This is a genomic window from Streptomyces sp. DSM 116795 (assembly GCF_055792905.1).
Window position 1 is genome coordinate 5,818,651 of sequence record NZ_CM147707.1, and the last position, 17,802, is coordinate 5,836,452.

Sequence of the window (17,802 nt, forward strand, 5' to 3'; positions counted from 1 at the left end):
CGGGTCGGCCCCCGGTGATCACCGGGGGCCGACCCGTTTGCATGCGCCCAACAGGCCCTGAATGGCGACACTTCCTACCTTGGGCCTATGAATCACTCTTCGAACAGGATGAAGCGCCGGATCACAGCCGGCTGTGCCCTCACCCTCGCGCCCATGGCTGTCGGACTGTCCGCGTGCAGTGTCGGCAGCGAAGGGAGCCCGCTCGCAGGTGCCCCGTACGACGCGAGCAACCAGATATCCGTCAGCGCGGGTGAGGAGGGGGCCGTCGTGGACCCCTCCAAGCCCCTCGAAGTGACCACGACCGGAGACGAAGGACGAATAGCCGACGTCACGGCCGTCGACACCGCGGGACGCTTCCTCAGCGGCAAGCTCTCCGAGGACGGCACCCGCTGGCGGAGCACCTCGGACCTCGCCTCGGGCGTCCGCTACACCGTCCGTATCAGCACCGAGAACGGCTCCGGCGAGCAGGGGCGCCGGACGCTGAACTTCCAGACCAAGCCCGCACACGCGAAGCGGCTCGGTGTCACCTTCGGGCCGGACAACGGCACCTACGGCGTGGCTCAGCCCGTCACCGCCGAGCTGAGCCACAAGGTCAAGGGCGCCAAGCAGCGCAAGCTCGTCGAGGGAGCGCTCAGGGTGAAGTCCTCGCCCCACGTCGAGGGCGCCTGGCACTGGGTGGACAGCAAGGAGCTCCACTACCGCCCGAAGGAGTACTGGCCCGCGCACGCCAGCATCAGCGTCAGCTCCCGTCTCAAGGGCCTGAAGGTGCGCGAGGGCCTGTACGGGGACAAGGCCAAGCCCGTCAAGCTGAAGACCGGCGACCGGGTGGAGGCGCTCGCTGACGCGTCCGGCCTGTCCATGAAGTTCAGCAAGAACGGCAAGGTCGTCAAGGAGATACCGATCACCACCGGCAAGGCCGGCTTCGAGACCCGCAACGGCACCAAGGTCATCCTGGGCCGTGAGTCGTACGTACGGATGCGCAGCGGCAGCGTCGGCATCGGCGGCGGCGAGTCCTACGACCTGGGTGTCCACTGGGCGTCGCGGCTCACCTGGAGCGGCGAGTACGTGCACGCCGCCCCCTGGTCGTCCGGCTCGCACGGGGTGTCCAACAGCAGCCACGGCTGCACCGGCATGAGCACCGCGAACGCCCAGTGGTTCTTCGAGAACGTACGGCAGGGCGTGCCGGTGAAGTACGTCAACTCCGGCGGCGAGGACATGGCGCCGTTCGGCAACGGGTTCGGGGACTGGAACCTGTCCTGGAAGAAGTGGAAGAAGGGCAGCGCCCTTCTCCGCGGCACCCAGGACCACGCCGGCGTCGATTCCGCAACCGGAGTGAACCGGCTCCGTCCCCAGGTCTGACCGGCACCGCAGGGCCGGAACGGCTCAGAGAGGCTGCACCTGAGCGGACGCCCCGTCGCCCTCACGGAGAAGCCCCGCCAGGGCGCCCGCGAGGGCGACCGGGTCGACCGGGTGCGATACGGCGGCCTCAGCGCGGCTCCAGGACGCCAGCCAGGCGTCCTGGGGACGTCCGATCAGCAGCAGCACGGGCGGGCAGTCGAAGATCTCGTCCTTGATCTGCCGGCACACACCCATACCGCCGGCCGGTGCCGTCTCCCCGTCGAGCACGCACACGTCGATGCGGTGCTTCTCCAGCGTGGACAGGACGGCGGGGAGCGTCGCGCACTCCACGTACTCGACGGGCGGCACGTCGGCGGCGGGGCGGCGGCCGGCGGCGAGCCGGACCTGCTCGCGGGTGTCGGCGTTGTCGCTGTAGACCAGCACCGTGGCGGTCGGCTGCATCGTTCCTCCGCTGGACGTCTCGCACGTGAACACATGGCGGCAAGGGGCCGCAGCGCGGATGTTACTCCCTGGCGCGCCCGGTCGACACCGCTCCGTGTGCCCGCGGGAGAGGCCTGTTTGAGCGGTGCACGCGTGCTGGACACACCGAACGGCACCCCGGCAGTAAGGGCCGTATGAGCGACCGACATAATGTCGGTCGTGGCGACAGCAACAGCAGTAGAAACCGGGCACGCGCACCCGTCGGTCAACAGGCCGAACCTCACCAGCGTCGGAACCATCATCTGGCTGAGTTCCGAGCTGATGTTCTTCGCGGCCCTCTTCGCGATGTACTTCACCCTGCGGTCCGTGACGGGTGCGGACTTCTGGAAGGAACACGCCGACTCGCTGAACGTGCCCTTCTCGGCGGCGAACACCACGATCCTGGTGCTCTCCTCGCTCACCTGCCAGCTCGGTGTGTTCGCCGCAGAGCGGGGCGATGTGAAGAGGCTCCGGGGCTGGTTCATCATCACGTTCGTGATGGGCGCGATCTTCATCGGTGGCCAGATCTTCGAGTACACGGAGCTGGTGGAGAAGGACGGCATCACCCTCTCCTCGGATCCCTACGGATCGGTGTTCTACCTGACCACCGGCTTCCACGGGATGCACGTGACGGGTGGTCTGATCGCGTTCCTGCTCCTGCTCGGCAGGACGTACGCGGCCAAGCGCTTCACCCATCAGCAGGCCACTGCAGCCATCGTCGTGTCCTACTACTGGCACTTCGTCGATGTCGTCTGGATCGGCCTCTTCGCCACGATCTACCTGATCAAGTAGCTGATCGGGCGCCGGTCCGTGCGCGAGCGCGAGCCGGACAGTGACAGACGCAAGCAGAAGCATCGACGCAGAAGATCCTGACACCGGGGTAATCCGTGAAAAAGCTCTCCGCACGACGGCGCCATCCGCTGGCGGCGCTCGTCGTTCTCATCTTCGCGCTGGCGGCCACCGGGGGGCTGTACGCCGCGTTCGCTCCCGCCGGTGAAGCGAAGGCCGACCAGTCGTCGAGCCAGTCCCTCGCCATCGAGGAGGGCAAGAGGCTCTACCAGGTCGGTTGTTCCAGCTGCCACGGAACGGGCGGCCAGGGCAGCAGCGACGGCCCCAGTCTGGTGGGCGTCGGCTCCGCGGCCGTGGACTTCCAGGTCGGCACCGGCCGTATGCCCGCCCAGCAGCCGGGCGCCCAGGTGCCGAAGAAGAAGAAGATCTACAGCCAGCACGAGACGGACCAGCTCGCCGCCTACGTCGCCTCGTTGGGGTCCGGTCCCGTCACGCCCACCAAGAGCCAGTACGACCCGAGTGGTGCGGACATCGCGAACGGCGGCGAGCTCTTCCGTACCAACTGCGCCCAGTGCCACAATTTCACCGGTGAGGGCGGGGCGCTGACGCACGGCAAGTACGCGCCGAACCTGGCGGACGTCGACCCCAAGCACGTCTACGAGGCCATGCAAACAGGCCCGCAGAACATGCCGTCCTTCCCCGACAAGGTGATGCCGGAGCAGGACAAGCGGGACATCGCCGCATACATGAAGGCGGTGAACAGCAAGGACTCCGAGAACCCCGGCGGTTACAAGCTCGGCGGCTTCGGCCCGGTCATCGAGGGCCTGTTCGCCTGGATCTTCGGTCTCGGCGTTCTCATCCTCGTCGCCATCTGGGTCGCAGCTCGCACCGCAAAGGCCAAGAAGTCATGAGCGAGACTGGATCACACGAGAACGTGTCAGAGAAGCACCTGCCGAAAGAGCAGGAAAACGGTCACGGCGCGGTAGCCGTCGCGGACGATCCGTTCGCCGACCCGGGAATGCCCCCGCACGAGCCACGGATCCAGGACCTCGACGAGCGTGCCGCCAAGCGCTCCGAGCGCGTCGTGGCCATGCTCTTCACCGCGTCGATGCTGGCCACACTGGGTTTCATCGCGAGTTTCGTGCTGATTCCCGTCGACAAGATCATCTACGTCTGGCCGGCGGGGAACATCGGCGCGTTGAACTTCGCGCTGGGTACGACCCTCGGCGTCGCGCTCTTCTGCATCGGCGCCGGCGCGGTCCACTGGGCGCGCACCCTGATGTCCGACCACGAGCTGGTCGACGAGCGGCACGCCGTCTCCGCCGAGCCGGAGACCCGCACGAAGGTCATGGAGGACTTCGCGCAGGGTGCCAAGGAGTCGGGTCTCGGCCGCCGTTCGCTGATCCGCAAGACCATGTTCGGCGCACTGACCCTGCTGCCGCTCTCCGGCGTCGTACTGCTGCGTGACCTAGGCCCGCTGCCCGAGGACAAGCTGGAGCACACGCTGTGGAGCAAGGGCAAGCTGCTCATCAACGAGAACACCCATGAGCCGCTGCGTCCCGAGGACATCAGCGTCGGATCGCTCACTTTCGCCTGGCCCGAGGGGCTCGAGGAGGAGGACGAGGAGTTCCAGAAGGAGGTCGCCAAGGCGGCCCTGATGCTGGTGCGTCTCGAACCCGAGGACATCAAGGACAAGCGGGAGCTGGACTGGTCCCACGAGGGGATCGTCGCCTACTCCAAGATCTGCACCCACGTCGGCTGTCCTGTCAGCCTCTACGAGCAGCAGACACATCACGTGCTCTGCCCGTGCCACCAGTCGACATTCGACCTGGCGGACGGTGCGCGAGTGATCTTCGGCCCTGCTGGCCACGCGCTGCCGCAGCTGAAGATCAGCGTCAACAACGACGGATTCCTCGAAGCGCTGGGCGACTTCGAAGAACCCGTGGGCCCGGCCTACTGGGAGCGTCGAGCATGAGTACAGCAACCGAGACCACAGCCCCGAAGCGCAAGGCACCCGCCGGCGAGCGGGTCGCGGACTGGGCCGACGGCCGCCTGGGCATCTACACCCTGGCCAAGGCCAACATGCGCAAGATCTTCCCGGACCACTGGTCCTTCATGCTGGGTGAGGTCGCGCTCTACAGCTTCATCATCATCATCCTGACCGGCGTGTATCTGACGCTGTTCTTCCACCCGTCCATGAACGAGGTGGAATATCACGGCAGTTACGTGCCGATGCAGGGCGTGCGCATGTCGGAGGCCTTCGCCTCCACCCTGGACATCAGCTTCGACGTACGCGGCGGTCTGCTCGTGCGGCAGATCCACCACTGGGCGGCGCTGATCTTCCTCGGTGCGATGTTCGTGCACATGATGCGCGTCTTCTTCACCGGCGCGTTCCGCAAGCCGCGCGAGATCAACTGGCTGTTCGGCTTCCTGCTGTTCGTGCTCGGCATGTTCACCGGCTTCACCGGCTACTCGCTGCCGGACGACCTGCTCTCGGGCACCGGCGTGCGGTTCATGGAGGGCGCGATCCTCTCCATGCCGATCATCGGCACCTACATGTCGATGTTCCTCTTCGGCGGCGAGTTCCCCGGCCACGACTTCGTCGCGCGGTTCTTCTCGATCCACGTACTGCTGCTGCCGGGCATCATGCTGGGCCTGCTGGTGGCCCACCTGATCCTGGTCTTCTACCACAAGCACACGCAGTTCGCCGGTCCCGGCCGTACGAACAAGAACGTCGTCGGCATGCCGCTGCTGCCGGTGTACATGGCGAAGGCGGGGGGCTTCTTCTTCCTCGTCTTCGGCGTCATCTCTGTCATCTCGGCGACCTTCACGGTCAACCCGATCTGGGCGCTCGGCCCGTACCGGGCGGATCAAGTGTCGACCAACGCCCAACCCGACTGGTACATGGGCTTCTCCGAAGGGCTGATCCGCATCATGCCCGGCTGGGAGATCCATCTGTGGGGGCACACGCTTGTGATGGGCGTGTTCATCCCGCTCATGGTCTTCCCGCTGGTGCTGGCCGCGATCGCCGTGTACCCGTTCATCGAGTCGTGGGTGACGGGCGACAAACGCGAGCACCACATCGCCGACCGCCCGCGGAACGCCCCGACCCGAACCGGGTTCGGTGTGGCCTGGATCGCCTGGTACACGGTGATGCTGATCGGCGGCGGCAACGACCTGGTGGCGACGCACTTCGACTTGTCGATCAACTCGATCACATGGTTCGTGCGGATCGCGTTCTTCGTGGTGCCGGTGATCGCCTTCTTCGTGACCCGCCGCGTGTGTCTCGGCCTGCAGCGCCGCGACAAGGAGAAGGTGCTGCACGGACGCGAGTCCGGCATCATCAAGCGGCTTCCGCACGGCGAGTTCATCGAGGTGCACGAGCAGCTCTCGCAGGAGCAGCTGCACACCCTCACCTCGCACGAGCAGCACAAGCCGTACGAGGCCGGTCCCGAGGTCGACGAGAACGGCGTCCAGCGCAAGGTCGGCCGCGGGCAGAAGCTGCGGGCACGGCTCTCCAAGGGTTACTACGGCGAACAGGCGCAGATCCCCAAGCCGACCGCCGAGGAGTACAAGGAGCTCACCAGCGGCCACGGCCACCACTGAGCCGCGGCGTACGAGCCGCCACGTACGAGGGGCCGGGTTTCCCGAACGGGAGCCCGGCCCGTCGCGTGTGCCCGGACGCCGGAAGCGGCGCCCCGGGGTGCGGAGGCTGTACGCAGGGCGGGCCGTGCCGCCCGTACCGGCGGCGGCGTCCCGACCCGCTCACGGAAACGGATGTCCTGGCCGGGGACGTGTGCCGCTAGGGTGGTGGCTGGCCGGGCCCGGAGCCCGGGCCGCCCCCACGCCGTACCCCGCATACCGGTCCCGCCGCGGTGCCTCCGCAGCTCCGGCAGGGGAACCGGCGTGCGGGCACAGCCGATCCGAGGACCTCAGGAGGGATCATGAGTGCCGTTCCGTCTGCCGGCTCTCCCACCGGGGGCCTCCGCACCTGGCCCGACGTACTGACGTCGCTGCTCGCCGGTGAGGATCTGAGCGCCGACGCCACCGCGTGGGCGATGGGTTGCATCATGCGGGGCGAGGCGACCGACGCCCAGATCGCGGGCTTCGCAGTGGCGCTGCGCGCCAAGGGTGAGACGGTCGGGGAGATCGCCGGTCTCGTGCGGGCGATGTACGAGCATGCCAACGTGATCGAGGTGCCCGGCCCGACGGTGGACATCGTCGGCACGGGCGGCGACAGGGCACGTACGGTCAACATCTCCACGATGTCGGCCGTCGTCGTCGCCGGATGCGGCGCGAAGGTCGTCAAGCACGGCAACCGCGCGGCCTCCAGCGCGAGCGGCGCCTCCGACGTACTGGAAAAGCTGGGCGTCAACCTGGAGTTGAGCCCGCAGCGTGTCGCCGAGGTGGCCTCCGAGGCGGGCATCACCTTCTGCTTCGCGGTGAAGTTCCATCCGTCGCTGCGGCATGTGGCCAATGCGCGGGGCGAGTTGGGCATCCCCACCTCATTCAACTTCCTCGGCCCGCTGACGAATCCCGCCCGTGTGCAGGCACAGGCGACGGGCGTCGCCAACGCCCGCATGGCACCCATCATGGCGGGCGTGCTGGCCGAGCGCGGTTCCTCGGCCCTCGTCTTCCGCGGTGACGACGGCCTGGACGAGCTCACGACGACCGCCACCTCCACGGTGTGGGTCGTACGGGACGGAGCGGTGCGCCAGGAGTCCTTCGACCCGCGTGACGTCGGGCTCGACATCGTGCCCGTCGAGGCGCTGCGAGGCTCCGACGCGGCCTACAACGCGGATGTCGCCCGCCGTGTGCTGGACGGTGAGCGCGGCCCGGTGCGGGACGCGGTGCTGCTCAACTCGGCGGCGGCTCTCGTCGCCCTGGAGCCCCGGGAGGGCCCGCTGGCCGAGCAGATCCGCGCCGCGATGGAACGGGCCGCCGAGTCCGTCGACACCGGTGCCGCACGGGCCGCGCTGGACCGCTGGGTGACGGCCAGCCACATGTGACACCTGTGTCCGGTCCTGCCCCGTTGCCGGCCCTGTCCGGGATACGGACTGCGGGGCAGGGCCGTCGGAACGTTGTGCCATACTTCCCGCCAGGTCACGAGTGACAGCGATGAAGGCCCCGGCCCGCTGTCCGGCAACCCTCCTTCCGTGGTGGGGTGCCCCGGGTGATGACCGGGCCGTACGGCAGCAGGGCCGTTCGGCAAGCACGGATCCCTCTTCCCCTGCCTTCGGCGGGGAGTCCCAAGGCAGGGATCCCTGGTCTTGAGGGAGTCATCGCATGAGCCTGTCCGTCGCGCCCGCGTCCGTTTCCGCGCCGGTTTCCGGATCCGCATCCGCGTCCGAGTCCGCTGCCGTTCCGGTGGTCCCGGAACCGCTGCCGGTACTGGGTCTGGACGTCCTCGCGCCGCTCGTGACGGGCGGCGAACTCCCTTACGCCGCGCTGGACTACGCCGCGAGCGCGCCCGTACTGCGCAGCGTCTGGGACGAAGTCGCCGCCTACGCCCCGTACTACGGCAGCGTGCACCGAGGCGCCGGGTACCTCTCCCAGCACTCGACCGCTCTCTTCGAACGGAGCAGGGCCACGGTGGCCTCGTTCCTCGGCTGCCGCGAGAGCGACGAGGTCGTCTTCACCCGCTCCACCACCGATTCGCTGAACCTGCTGGCGTCGGCGCTGCCGGCGGGCACACGGGTGTTCGTCTTCGAGACCGAACACCACGCGGCGCTGCTCCCCTGGCAGGGCGCCGGTGCGACGACGGTCTTCCTGGACGCGCCGCGGTCGCCGCGTGAGGCCGTCGCGACGCTGGAGAGCGCGCTCAGCGCCGCACCGGAAGGTCCCAAGCTGGTGTGCGTGACGGGGGCTTCGAACGTCACGGGTGAGATCTGGCCGGTACGGAGGCTGGCCGCCACCGCGCACCGGTACGGAGCCCGCATCGTGCTGGACGCGGCACAGCTCGCCCCGCACCGGCCCGTGCACATCGGTGAACTGGACGTCGACTGGGTGGCGTTCTCCGGACACAAGCTGTACGCGCCCTTCGGAACCGGTGTGCTGGCCGGACGCACCGACTGGCTGCACGCGGGGGAGCCGTATCTGGCGGGCGGCGGCGCGAGCCGCAAGGTCGCGCGCGGCGCGGACGGCGGCGTGGAGGTGGAGTGGCAGAGCGGGCCCGCCCGGCACGAGGCCGGTTCGCCGAACGTGATCGGGGCGTACGCCGTCGCGTCCGCATGCCGGGCTCTTACGGAGGCCTGATTCGCCCAACTTGCGGCACGTGAGGAGGAGTTGACGCGGAGGCTGCTCGCCGGGCTGGACCAGGTGCCGCAGGTGGAGGTGCTCACCCTCTTCGGGAGCGACGACGAGGGCACGGGCACCGGCTCGCGGGCCGAAGGCCGGGCTTCGCGCAGGGTCGGTGTCGTCTCGTTCGTCGTGGCGGGCTGGAACAGCTCGCATCTGGCCGCCGCCCTCTCCGCGGAGTACGGCATCGGCGTACGCGACGGCCTCTTCTGTGCCCACCCTCTGGTGGGCGCGCTGCTGGGAGCCGGAGGCGGTGACACCGGCGGGTGCGGTGCCCCCGAGGGGCAGTCACTGAACGCCGTACGGGTGAGCATCGGCGCGGGGACGCCGGAGGAGCACGTGGAGCGGTTCGTACGGGCGGTGCGCGAACTCGTACGGGACGGCGCGAGGTGGCGCTACCGCACGGAGAACGGCCGGTGCGTGCCGGAGCCGGGCGGCCGCGTCCCGTAGCCGGTCCGGAGCTCCCGGCCTGAGCCGGGACGGAGACGGAGCACGGGACGGAGTACGGAAACGGAGTACCGAGACGGAGCCGGGCGGCATCGTCGCGGAGAACGGAGCCGGCCCGCCGGGGGGGGCCGCTCCGTCAGGCGTCCAGACCGATGGCGAAGGCCGACTCCAGGTCGTGCTGTGAATAGGTGCGGAAGGCGATGTGGGTCTCCGTGGAGAGCACCCCCGGCACCTTGCTGATCCGGCCGGGGATGACGTCCGCGAGGTCGTCGTGCCGCGCCACCCGCACCATCGCGATCAGGTCGTGCGCACCGGTGACCGAGTAGACCTCGCTGACACCCTCGAGCGCGGCGATCTGCTCGGCGATCTCGGGGATGCGTTCGGTGCTGGTCTTGATGAGCACGATCGAGGTGATCACGGTGTCGACTCTCCCTGGGTCGCCGGAGCGGGCGTGCCCACTGTAGCCGTACGGAAACGGCGGAAACGCGCCCAGGCGTAGAGGAAGCCGAGGGTGAATCCGACCACATGGGCGAGGTAGGCCACGCCCGGCCCGTCGGTGTCGCCCCGTGCCGCGATCCACTGCAGCGCGAGCCAGAAGACCAGCACCAGCCAGGCCGGAAAGCGCAGCGGCAGGAAGTAGAGGAACGGGAAGAGGCTGGTGACCCGGGCCGTCGGGTGGAGGTAGAGGAAGGCGCCCAGCACCCCCGAGACGGCCCCGGAGGCCCCCACCAGCGTCTCCGCCGACTGGTGGTGCGCCGCCGCGTAGCAGAGCATGGCGGTGCAGCCCACGCTCAGATAGCAGACGGCGAAGCGCAGCCGGCCCATGCGCATCTCGACCGGGCCGCCGAAGACGTGGAGGAAGAGCAGGTTTCCCAGCAGGTGCAGCCAGCTTCCGTGCAGGAAGAGCGCGGTCAACGGAGTGATCAAAGGCCGCAGGGCACCGCTCCACAGCGTGCGCGGCACGACACCCCAGTGGTTCAGATACGAGGCCTGCGCCCGGTGCAGGGCGGACCCGGTGCCGTAGACCGGCAGGAAGCCCGAGACCGGGCCGGTGAGGAAGATCACGGCGCACAGGAGGACAAGTGCACAGGTCACAACTGGAAGCTTCGGCGCGGTGCGGTTCATGACGGCTCGGCCACTGGGCAGGCTCCTCGGGACACACGGTGTGCGGCAGGTCTTAGGGTTACGGCAGGCGATGCTGTGCTTTCGTCCGGTTACCGCACGCACTCGTGGTCGCACCGCTCCGAAGCCCGTGAACGCTCGAAGGAATGAGGTCGAGACCATGACGGTCCCCAAGCCCACGGACGGAACCAGGTGGCGCTGCACACTCTGCGGCAATCTGACGCGCTTCGACGTGACGCGCTCCAGCAAGGTCGTCGAGTACGTCCACCTGGACCTGGCCGGTGAGGCGCGGACCGAGGAGCAGGAGGTGCTCAGTGAGAGCATCGAATCCGTGCGCTGCCGGTGGTGTGACGCCGCCGACCAGGTCGAGCTCGTGGACCGGCCGGGCGCTCAGGTCTGAGAAACGGCAGGTGTGAACGGTGGTGGATGGGACTGCCGGCGGCCCGGAGCGCGAGCCGTCGGCACCGGGCGCCGAGCCGGAGCATGAGCCCGGCACGGCGCCGGCTCCCGGCGGGGGCGGTGGCGAGCCCGGTCCCGCCGGTCCGCCGCGCTCCGGGGACGCCGAGCCGTTCGACAGGCCGCTGCCGGAGAAGGTGCGCAGAAGGGTGGTCTCGTTCACGGGGGATGCGCTGGGCAGCCTGACCGTCGGCGAACTCCCCGCCCCACTGCGTCAGTACGCACGTTTCACCCCGCAGCGCCGCATCCGGTTCGGCGCGAACGCGATGGCCGCCGCTCTCGAGGGCGAGCCCGCCTTCCGCGAGCGGATCGCCGAACAGCTGCGTGAGCGGTTCCCGGAGCTCACCGACGCGCTCGCGTCCGGCACTCCGCCGCCGGCCGCGGATCCGGTCGATGTGGCAGCCGTGGCCTACGTACTGCGCCCTGTCGACTGGCCGAAGCTGGTCGCTGCCGCCGGCGAAGAGGCACAGCGGGCCCAGGCCGAACAGGCGGGCGAGGAGGCGCAGCGCGAATTGGCCCGACTCCGCGGGGAACTGACCGAAGCGCGTACCGCCGCGCGCACGGAGGCCGAACGGGGCCGCGGCGAACTGGAGTCGCTGCGCAAGGAACTGGAGGCGACCAGGCGGAAGTTGCGCAGCGCCCAGAGCGATGTGAAGCGACGCGAGGCGGATGCGCGGAAGCTCCGGGCCGAACTGGACGAGCTGCGTTCCTCATCCGCCGCGGAGAAGTCGGCCGCGGAGAGCGAGAGCCGCAGGCTCCGTACGCGGCTCGCGGAAGCGGAATCGGCGCTGGAGGCCGGACGCCGAGCCGCTCGCGAGGGGCGCAGCGTGCAGGACATGCGGGTGCGGCTGCTGCTGGACAGCGTGCTGGACGCTGCACAGGGCCTGCGCCGCGAGTTGGCTCTGCCGCCGACGACGAGCCGGCCCGCCGACACGGTCGAGGCCGTCGAGCCGGCCCGCATGACCCCGCGTGACATCGCCGCGCGTGCCCTCTCGGAGACCGATCCGGAACTCCTCGACCAGCTCCTCGCGTTGCCGCAGGCGCATCTTGTCGTCGACGGCTACAACGTCACCAAGACCGGCTATCCGACGATGCCACTGGACAAGCAGCGCCTGCGGCTGCTGGGTGGACTGGCCGGTCTCGCGGCCCAGTCCGGCGCAGAGGTCACATGCGTCTTCGACGGTGCCGAACTCGCCGCTCCCGTGCTGCTGGCACCGCCGCGCGGCGTGCGGGTGCTCTTCAGCAAGCCGGGCCAGACCGCGGACGAACTCATCCGCCGGCTCGTACGGGCGGAACCGGCGGGACGTGCCGTGGTGGTCGTCTCCTCGGACCGTGAAGTGGCGGACGGCTGCGCCGCTGCCGGAGCGCGCCCCGTCTCCTCAACTCTCCTTCTGCGCCGCCTCGGACGCACCTAGATGTACCGAGATGTACTGCTCAGGGCAGCCGCGACCCGCTTGTCCCGTCCTGGGTGTGCCGCGCTCAACTCCTGACGCAGGTGCTCAACTCGGGCGCACTTGGGCAGCGTTCGCACCCCTGCGTGACGCTCCTGTCGCTCGCTGTGCGAGCTGAGTAAAGAATCCGCTTGTGTGACAGGTTTTTTCTCAGAGTGATTTGATCCGACGATTACCCGTGGCTAATGTCTGGCCCCGAACCTCCGCACAGTTGGCCGTCCATCCGGGACGACGGCGGAGGACCGCCTCGTTCCGCAGAGCCCCGCCCAAGGCGAAGTGGAGCCGGAGTGTCAGTCCGGCAGGCGGCTGAGGAAGAAGGAGCTCGCCCCAGTGGCGTCCCACCGTCGACCCAAGCAGCCCAGCCGTACTCGCCGCGTGACCGTGCTCACGGCAACCGCCGCGGCGGCCGTGGCCCTCACCACGCAGGCGGCACAAGCCGACCCCAAGGCCTCCAAGAAGGAGGTCAAGGAGAAGGTCGACAAGCTCTACGAGGACGCCGAAGGTGCGACGGAGAAGTACAACGGCGCCAAGGAGAAGCAGAGCAAGCTGAACGAGGAGGTCGCGAACCTCCAGGACAGCGTGGCGCGCGGTCAGGACGACCTCAACGACATGCGCAACGGCCTGGGTTCGATGGCCACCGCGCAGTACCGCACCGGCGGCGTCGACCCGTCCGTACAGCTCTTCCTCTCCTCGGACCCCGACAGCTATCTCGACAAGGCCTCCACGCTCGACCAGTTGAGCAGCAAGCAGGCCGAGGCGCTGAAGAAGATCCAGGCCAAGCAGCGCAATCTGTCGCAGCAGCGCCAGGAGGCCTCGGACAAGCTGAAGGATCTCGAGGACACCCGCAAGGAGCTCGGCGAGAAGAAGAAGGACATCCAGGCCAAGCTCTCCAAGGCCCGTTCGCTTCTCAACACCCTGACCGCGGACGACCGCGCGAGGCTCGCCGCCCAGCAGGCGAGAGCCGACCGGGCCTCCGCCTCCCGCGTCGACCTCGGCAGCGACGCCTCCGCCTCGCAGCGTGCCTCGGCCGCGCTCTCCGCCGCCAAGGGCAAGATCGGTTCGCCGTACGTGTGGGGCGCGACCGGCCCCAGCTCCTTCGACTGCTCCGGTCTCACCCAGTGGGCGTACCAGCAGGCCGGCGTCTCTCTTCCCCGTATCTCCCAGGATCAGGCCAGGGCCGGAACGCAGATCGGCCGCGGCGAACTCGCCCCGGGCGACCTGGTCATCTTCTACGGCGACCAGCATCACGTCGCCTTCTACGCCGGCAACGGCCAGATCCTGCACGCGCCGAAGCCGGGTGCCGGTGTGCGCTACGAGTCGATCAACAACATGCCGTTCCAGTTCGGCGTGCGGATCGGCTGACTCTCCGCCTCCTGGCGTCCGTTTCCACAGCAACTTGGGCCACTCCGGCAACACACGCGTCATCTCGCCCATCGGGCAAGGTCGTTCGTACGGGTGAAAGCGAACACGCCGGAATGATCCCCGACCCCGCCGTTGACCTGCGTCGATCGGCGGGGTCCGCGCATATGTCCGGGCTACCGCGCCGCGCGCGGTGCGTGGAACCTTCCTGGCGGTGCGGCTAGATTCGCCGCGCCGTAACGGAAGGAGCGCGTCCGCCGTGGTCGCTTACCGGACTCATCGAAAACCCGCCCACCATGGCCGAAGTTGGCCGAGCCGTATCGCCGTGCTGACAGCGGTGGCGGGTGCCGCAGCCGCCCTGTCCCCGGCCGCACCCGCGGGCGCCAGGCCGGCCGACCCGGGGGCGCCGGCGGACCGGGCGGCGGTCGGCTCCCGTATCGACAGGCTCTACGCGCAGGCCGAGGCCGCCACCGAGAAGTACAACGCGGCCGACGAGCGCGCCCGTGAGCTGCAACGGCAGGTCGAGTACGCACAGGAGAGCGCCGCCCGGAAGCAGCAGCGAGTCAACCGCCTCCGCTCCGCGCTCGCTTCGCTCGCCGGCGCGCAGTACCGCTCCGGCGGCGTCGACCCGTCCCTCGCCCTGATGCTCACCGAGGACCCGGACGGATATCTGGACAAGGCCGCCACCCTCGACCGCATCGGCAGCCGCCAGCAGGACGAACTGCAGCGGTTCAAGAGCTCCCAGCGCTCCCTGAAGCAGGAGCGCACCGAGGCGGGGGCGAAGCTCACCATGCTGCAGCGGGAGCGCGCCGAGCGTAAGCATCACAAGAAGGCCGTGCTGAAGAAGCTCAAGGCGGCTCGCGAGCTGCTGCACGAACTCTCCCCCGCCGAGCGGGCGGAGCGCGAGCGTGCCTCCCGTGCGGGCGGGCGCGGCGGCTCGTTCGTACCTGGCGGCGGCGCGCAGGCCTCCTCGCAGCGCGCCGCATCCGCCGTCGCCGCCGCACGCTCGGCGGTCGGCAAGCCGTATGTGTGGGGCGCTTCCGGTCCCGCCTCCTTCGACTGCTCCGGGCTCACACAGTGGGCGTACGGCCGGGCCGGTGTGTCCATTCCGCGTACGTCCCAGGCGCAGCGCTCGGCCGGCCGGCAGGTGCCGATGAGTCAGGCACGGCCCGGCGATCTGGTGGTCTACCGCGACGACGCCAGCCACGTCGGCATGTATGTCGGGGACGGCCAGGTGGTGCACGCACCGCATCCGGGTGCGCCCGTGCGCTACGACCCGGTGAACATGATGCCGGTCTCCTCCGTGACCCGGCCGTGAACCGGTTCCAGGACACCGCCGTACGATCGTGCGCGTGGCTGGACCTGGGAAGTGGTGTGACGCGAGAAGCGCCGCACGCCGCCGCGCGCTGAGCGCGGCCGTGACGGGCGTCGTGCTGGCCGTGGCGTGCGGCTGTGGTTCGGGCGCCGAGCCGAGCCGTCAGAGCAGTGAACGTGCCGCCGTGCAGCGCGTGCTGGACCGGATGGCGGCAGCGGTGCGCGGTGAGGAGGAGGGCGCCTATCTGGCGTCCGTCGATCCGCGTGAGGAGAGCTACCGCAGCGCGCAGCGGCAGGTGTTCGAGAACCTGCGCAGGCTGCCGCTGACGCAGTGGACGTATCACGTGGGGGACGTACGGCAGGCCCGCGCGGAAGGCGGCAAGGGCGATAAAGGCGACAAGGGGGACAAGGCGGGAAGCCGGGGACGCATCGAGGCCGACGTACGCCTGCGCTACAAGCTTGGCGGCGACGACCAGACCCCCGTCTCCGCCACCGAACGTCTGGCCTTCACCGAACGCGGCGGCAAGTGGTATGTCAGCGCCGAACTGGCGGACAGCGACCGGCAGCTGTGGGAGCAGGGCGAGGTCACCGTGGTGCGCGGCAAGCAGAGCCTGGTGCTGGGAGCGGACCGCAGCCGCGAGGCGCTCGGCGCCCTCGCAGGCAAGGCGGACAGGGCGGTCGCAGAGGTGGACCGCGAGTGGCCGCGCAGCTGGCCGCGCAGGGTCGTCGTCGAATCCCCCTCGTCGCTGCGGAACATGGCGCAGCTCCTGGACGCACCGGCCTCCTCCTACGAGGGCATCGCCGCCGTCACCACGGGCGAGGCCGGGGAGCACACGGACGCGCCCGCGGACCGGATCGTGGTCAACCCCGAGGCGTACGGCGAGCTGAGCGGTGAGGGACAGCAGGTCGTCGTCACCCACGAGACGGTGCACGTCGCCAGCCGCACCCACACCAACCGCGCCACGCCGCTGTGGCTGTCGGAAGGACTCGCCGACTGGATCGGCTACGGCGGCACGGGCCGCAGTCCCAAGGAGGGCGCGGCGGAACTCGTACGCGCCGCGGAGGGCGGAAAGCTGCCCCGCGAACTCCCCGCCGACCGCGACTTCCGCTTCGGCAGCGACCCGGAGGCGCTGGGACGCGCATATGAGAGCGGCTGGCTGGCGTGCCGCCTCATCGCGGACGAGTGGGGCGAGAAGAAGCTGATGGCTCTCTATCTGCGCGTCGGTTCCTCGCAGAAGAGGCAGGACGCGGCTGTCGGTGAGGCGATGCAGGCGGAGTTGGGGCTGAGCCTGGGGGAGTTCACGGAGCGGTGGCGTTCGTACGTACAGAAGGAGCTGGAGTGACGCCCGGACCGTCCGGACCGCTTGAGCCGTCCTCGTCGTCCGAACCGTCCTCGTGGTCCGAGCCGTCCTCGTGGTCCGAGCCGTGCTCGTCGTCCGAACGGGCCTCGCTCAGCGCGGGCTTGGTCGAGCGCCACAGGCGCCGGCACGCCAGCAGCGACGCGGCCACGAGGAGGCCGTTGCGCAGGGTCAGTAGCAGCACGCCCAGCCAGTCGCTGGCGACGACATGGGCGAAGCCCAGCGGGAACTCCAGCAGCGTCACCGCCGTGGCCGCCAGCACCAGCACCGAGGGCAGCGTCTGACGGCTCGCGCGCAGCGTCAGACAGACGGCGGCGAGACCCACCAGCCAGATCATGTACTGCGGGCTGATGACGCGGCTGGTGGTGGTGAAGAGCAGGACCGCGGTGAACGCGGTGTCCGCCGGAGTCGCCTCCGTCCACTCGACCGCACGCAGCCGCCACAGCAGCAGCCACGCGAAGGCGAGGAGCGTCAGCAGGAGCGCGGCGTCGCTCACGAGATTCACGTACGGGCCGATGAACTCCATCGAGCCGTAATTGAGCAGCACCTGTCCGTCCCAGCCGAACTGCCGTGCCACATGGAAGACCAGGGCGCCCAGCGATTCCACCTCGGTGCCCCTGCTCTGCTGGAATCCCAGAAAGGCGAACGTGCCCGGCATCGTCACCGCGAACAGGCCCATGACGACAAGACCCGTGATCAGGGCGGCGGTCCACGCCTTGCGCGTCGCACGGCCTCGCGGCGTCCCCAGAAGAAGCAGCCCGGGCCAGATCTTCAGCATCGCGCCGAACGCCGCGAGGGCACCGGCCGCACGCGGATGCCGCGCCCCGGCGAGGAGCGCCCCGATGGCGACGGCGGTGACCATCAGGTCGTAGCGCGCGTACGCGGTCGGGCCCAGCACAGCCACGCCCGCCACCCAGCCCCAGGCACCCGTACGGCGCCGCCCGGGGCGCCCGGAGGCATGGAGCAGCAGACCGAAGGCGACGGCGTCGGCGGCGCAGGCCAGCAGGTAGAAGGCCGCTGAATAGTCGAGGAAGGACAGCAGGGCGGGGGAGAGGATCGCCAGAGCGGCTGCCGGTGGGTACTGCCAGGTGACGTCGTTCTCAGGGAACGCACCGGACTTCAGTACCTCGAACCAGCCCCGGTAGATGACGTTGACGTCGTTGGTGAAGTCCGGGCCGGGCAGGATGACGACCTTGAAGACGCACAGCAGCAGCGCGGTGCGCGTGAGCGCCCAGACCGTGACGGGCGCGGCGAGCGCGGTGAGTGCGGGGCGGTGCCCCCGGCGCCGGTGGCTGCCGCGGCCGCCGTTCCGCCTGCCGCTTCTGGTCCGCGGCGCTTCCGTCCCGGCCTCCTGTGATGCCGGAGCCGCCGTGCTGTCCGTCATACCCACC

At 69.5% G+C, this 17,802-nt stretch carries 15 protein-coding genes, 1 pseudogene and 1 riboswitch; of the genes and pseudogenes, 12 read left to right on the forward strand and 4 right to left on the reverse strand.

Annotation, left to right across the window (positions count from 1 at the left end; all coding sequences use genetic code 11):
* The first annotated feature begins 87 nt into the window (after window positions 1–87).
* Window positions 88–1,359, forward strand: coding sequence for a L,D-transpeptidase (locus tag ACSMXX_RS25075; protein WP_473180959.1), 1,272 nt, complete (start codon window positions 88–90; stop codon window positions 1,357–1,359).
* Window positions 1,360–1,383: 24 nt separating this feature from the next.
* Here ACSMXX_RS25075 and ACSMXX_RS25080 read toward each other — a convergent pair whose 3' ends face one another.
* Complete coding sequence (locus ACSMXX_RS25080; protein WP_473180960.1) at window positions 1,384–1,800, reverse strand: hypothetical protein; 417 nt, start codon at window positions 1,798–1,800, stop codon at window positions 1,384–1,386.
* A gap of 189 nt (window positions 1,801–1,989) precedes the next feature.
* Here ACSMXX_RS25080 and ctaE point away from each other — a divergent pair, with 189 nt between their 5' ends.
* From ctaE to ACSMXX_RS25110, 6 genes and pseudogenes are all read left to right on the forward strand, one after another.
* Window positions 1,990–2,610 carry an aa3-type cytochrome oxidase subunit III gene (gene ctaE, locus ACSMXX_RS25085; RefSeq protein WP_473180961.1) on the forward strand — a complete coding sequence of 207 codons (621 nt, stop codon included), beginning with the start codon at window positions 1,990–1,992 and terminating at the stop codon, window positions 2,608–2,610.
* A 95-nt stretch (window positions 2,611–2,705) separates the two neighbouring features.
* Window positions 2,706–3,518, forward strand: coding sequence for a cytochrome bc1 complex diheme cytochrome c subunit (gene qcrC / locus ACSMXX_RS25090; RefSeq protein WP_473180962.1), 813 nt, complete (start codon window positions 2,706–2,708; stop codon window positions 3,516–3,518).
* Window positions 3,515–4,582 carry a cytochrome bc1 complex Rieske iron-sulfur subunit gene (gene qcrA / locus ACSMXX_RS25095; RefSeq protein ID WP_473180963.1) on the forward strand — a complete coding sequence of 356 codons (1,068 nt, stop codon included), beginning with the start codon at window positions 3,515–3,517 and terminating at the stop codon, window positions 4,580–4,582. The genes qcrC and qcrA overlap by 4 nt, the downstream gene beginning before the upstream one ends.
* Window positions 4,579–6,213 (forward strand): cytochrome bc1 complex cytochrome b subunit, encoded by a 1,635-nt coding sequence (gene qcrB, locus ACSMXX_RS25100; protein WP_473180964.1) that lies wholly within the window; start codon window positions 4,579–4,581, stop codon window positions 6,211–6,213. The genes qcrA and qcrB overlap by 4 nt, the downstream gene beginning before the upstream one ends.
* Before the next feature lie 338 nt (window positions 6,214–6,551).
* Window positions 6,552–7,616: an anthranilate phosphoribosyltransferase gene (gene trpD / locus ACSMXX_RS25105; RefSeq protein WP_473180965.1), complete on the forward strand. Its 1,065-nt coding sequence runs from the start codon at window positions 6,552–6,554 to the stop codon at window positions 7,614–7,616.
* A 92-nt stretch (window positions 7,617–7,708) separates the two neighbouring features.
* Window positions 7,709–7,828, forward strand: a riboswitch (SAM riboswitch).
* Between the two features lie 65 nt (window positions 7,829–7,893).
* Window positions 7,894–9,354 (forward strand): annotated as a pseudogene (locus ACSMXX_RS25110) (aminotransferase class V-fold PLP-dependent enzyme).
* Between the two features lie 133 nt (window positions 9,355–9,487).
* Here the strand turns inward: ACSMXX_RS25110 and ACSMXX_RS25115 are convergent.
* Both ACSMXX_RS25115 and ACSMXX_RS25120 read right to left on the reverse strand, forming a co-directional pair.
* The gene (locus tag ACSMXX_RS25115; RefSeq protein ID WP_070011961.1) at window positions 9,488–9,769 is read right to left on the reverse strand and encodes an Lrp/AsnC family transcriptional regulator; all 282 of its coding nucleotides are present in this window, start codon (window positions 9,767–9,769) and stop codon (window positions 9,488–9,490) included.
* Window positions 9,766–10,446: a rhomboid family intramembrane serine protease gene (locus ACSMXX_RS25120; RefSeq protein WP_473180966.1), complete on the reverse strand. Its 681-nt coding sequence runs from the start codon at window positions 10,444–10,446 to the stop codon at window positions 9,766–9,768. The genes ACSMXX_RS25115 and ACSMXX_RS25120 overlap by 4 nt, the downstream gene beginning before the upstream one ends.
* A 187-nt stretch (window positions 10,447–10,633) precedes the next feature.
* Here ACSMXX_RS25120 and ACSMXX_RS25125 point away from each other — a divergent pair, with 187 nt between their 5' ends.
* From ACSMXX_RS25125 to ACSMXX_RS25145, 5 genes are all read left to right on the forward strand, one after another.
* Window positions 10,634–10,873: a hypothetical protein gene (locus ACSMXX_RS25125; RefSeq protein ID WP_473180967.1), complete on the forward strand. Its 240-nt coding sequence runs from the start codon at window positions 10,634–10,636 to the stop codon at window positions 10,871–10,873.
* A 181-nt stretch (window positions 10,874–11,054) separates the two neighbouring features.
* Window positions 11,055–12,344, forward strand: a complete 1,290-nt coding sequence (locus tag ACSMXX_RS25130) for an NYN domain-containing protein (RefSeq protein WP_473184952.1) — start codon at window positions 11,055–11,057, stop codon at window positions 12,342–12,344.
* 366 nt (window positions 12,345–12,710) lie between these two features.
* Window positions 12,711–13,742 carry a C40 family peptidase gene (locus ACSMXX_RS25135; protein WP_473180968.1) on the forward strand — a complete coding sequence of 344 codons (1,032 nt, stop codon included), beginning with the start codon at window positions 12,711–12,713 and terminating at the stop codon, window positions 13,740–13,742.
* Between the two features lie 322 nt (window positions 13,743–14,064).
* The gene (locus tag ACSMXX_RS25140; RefSeq protein WP_473180969.1) at window positions 14,065–15,057 is read left to right on the forward strand and encodes a C40 family peptidase; all 993 of its coding nucleotides are present in this window, start codon (window positions 14,065–14,067) and stop codon (window positions 15,055–15,057) included.
* Between the two features lie 34 nt (window positions 15,058–15,091).
* The gene (locus tag ACSMXX_RS25145) at window positions 15,092–16,396 is read left to right on the forward strand and encodes a hypothetical protein (protein ID WP_473180970.1); all 1,305 of its coding nucleotides are present in this window, start codon (window positions 15,092–15,094) and stop codon (window positions 16,394–16,396) included.
* On the opposite strand, the gene ACSMXX_RS25150 is transcribed toward ACSMXX_RS25145, so the two are convergent.
* Window positions 16,353–17,795 (reverse strand): glycosyltransferase 87 family protein, encoded by a 1,443-nt coding sequence (locus ACSMXX_RS25150; RefSeq protein ID WP_473180971.1) that lies wholly within the window; start codon window positions 17,793–17,795, stop codon window positions 16,353–16,355. The two genes, ACSMXX_RS25145 and ACSMXX_RS25150, sit on opposite strands and share 44 nt — an antisense overlap.
* Window positions 17,796–17,802 lie beyond the last annotated feature (7 nt).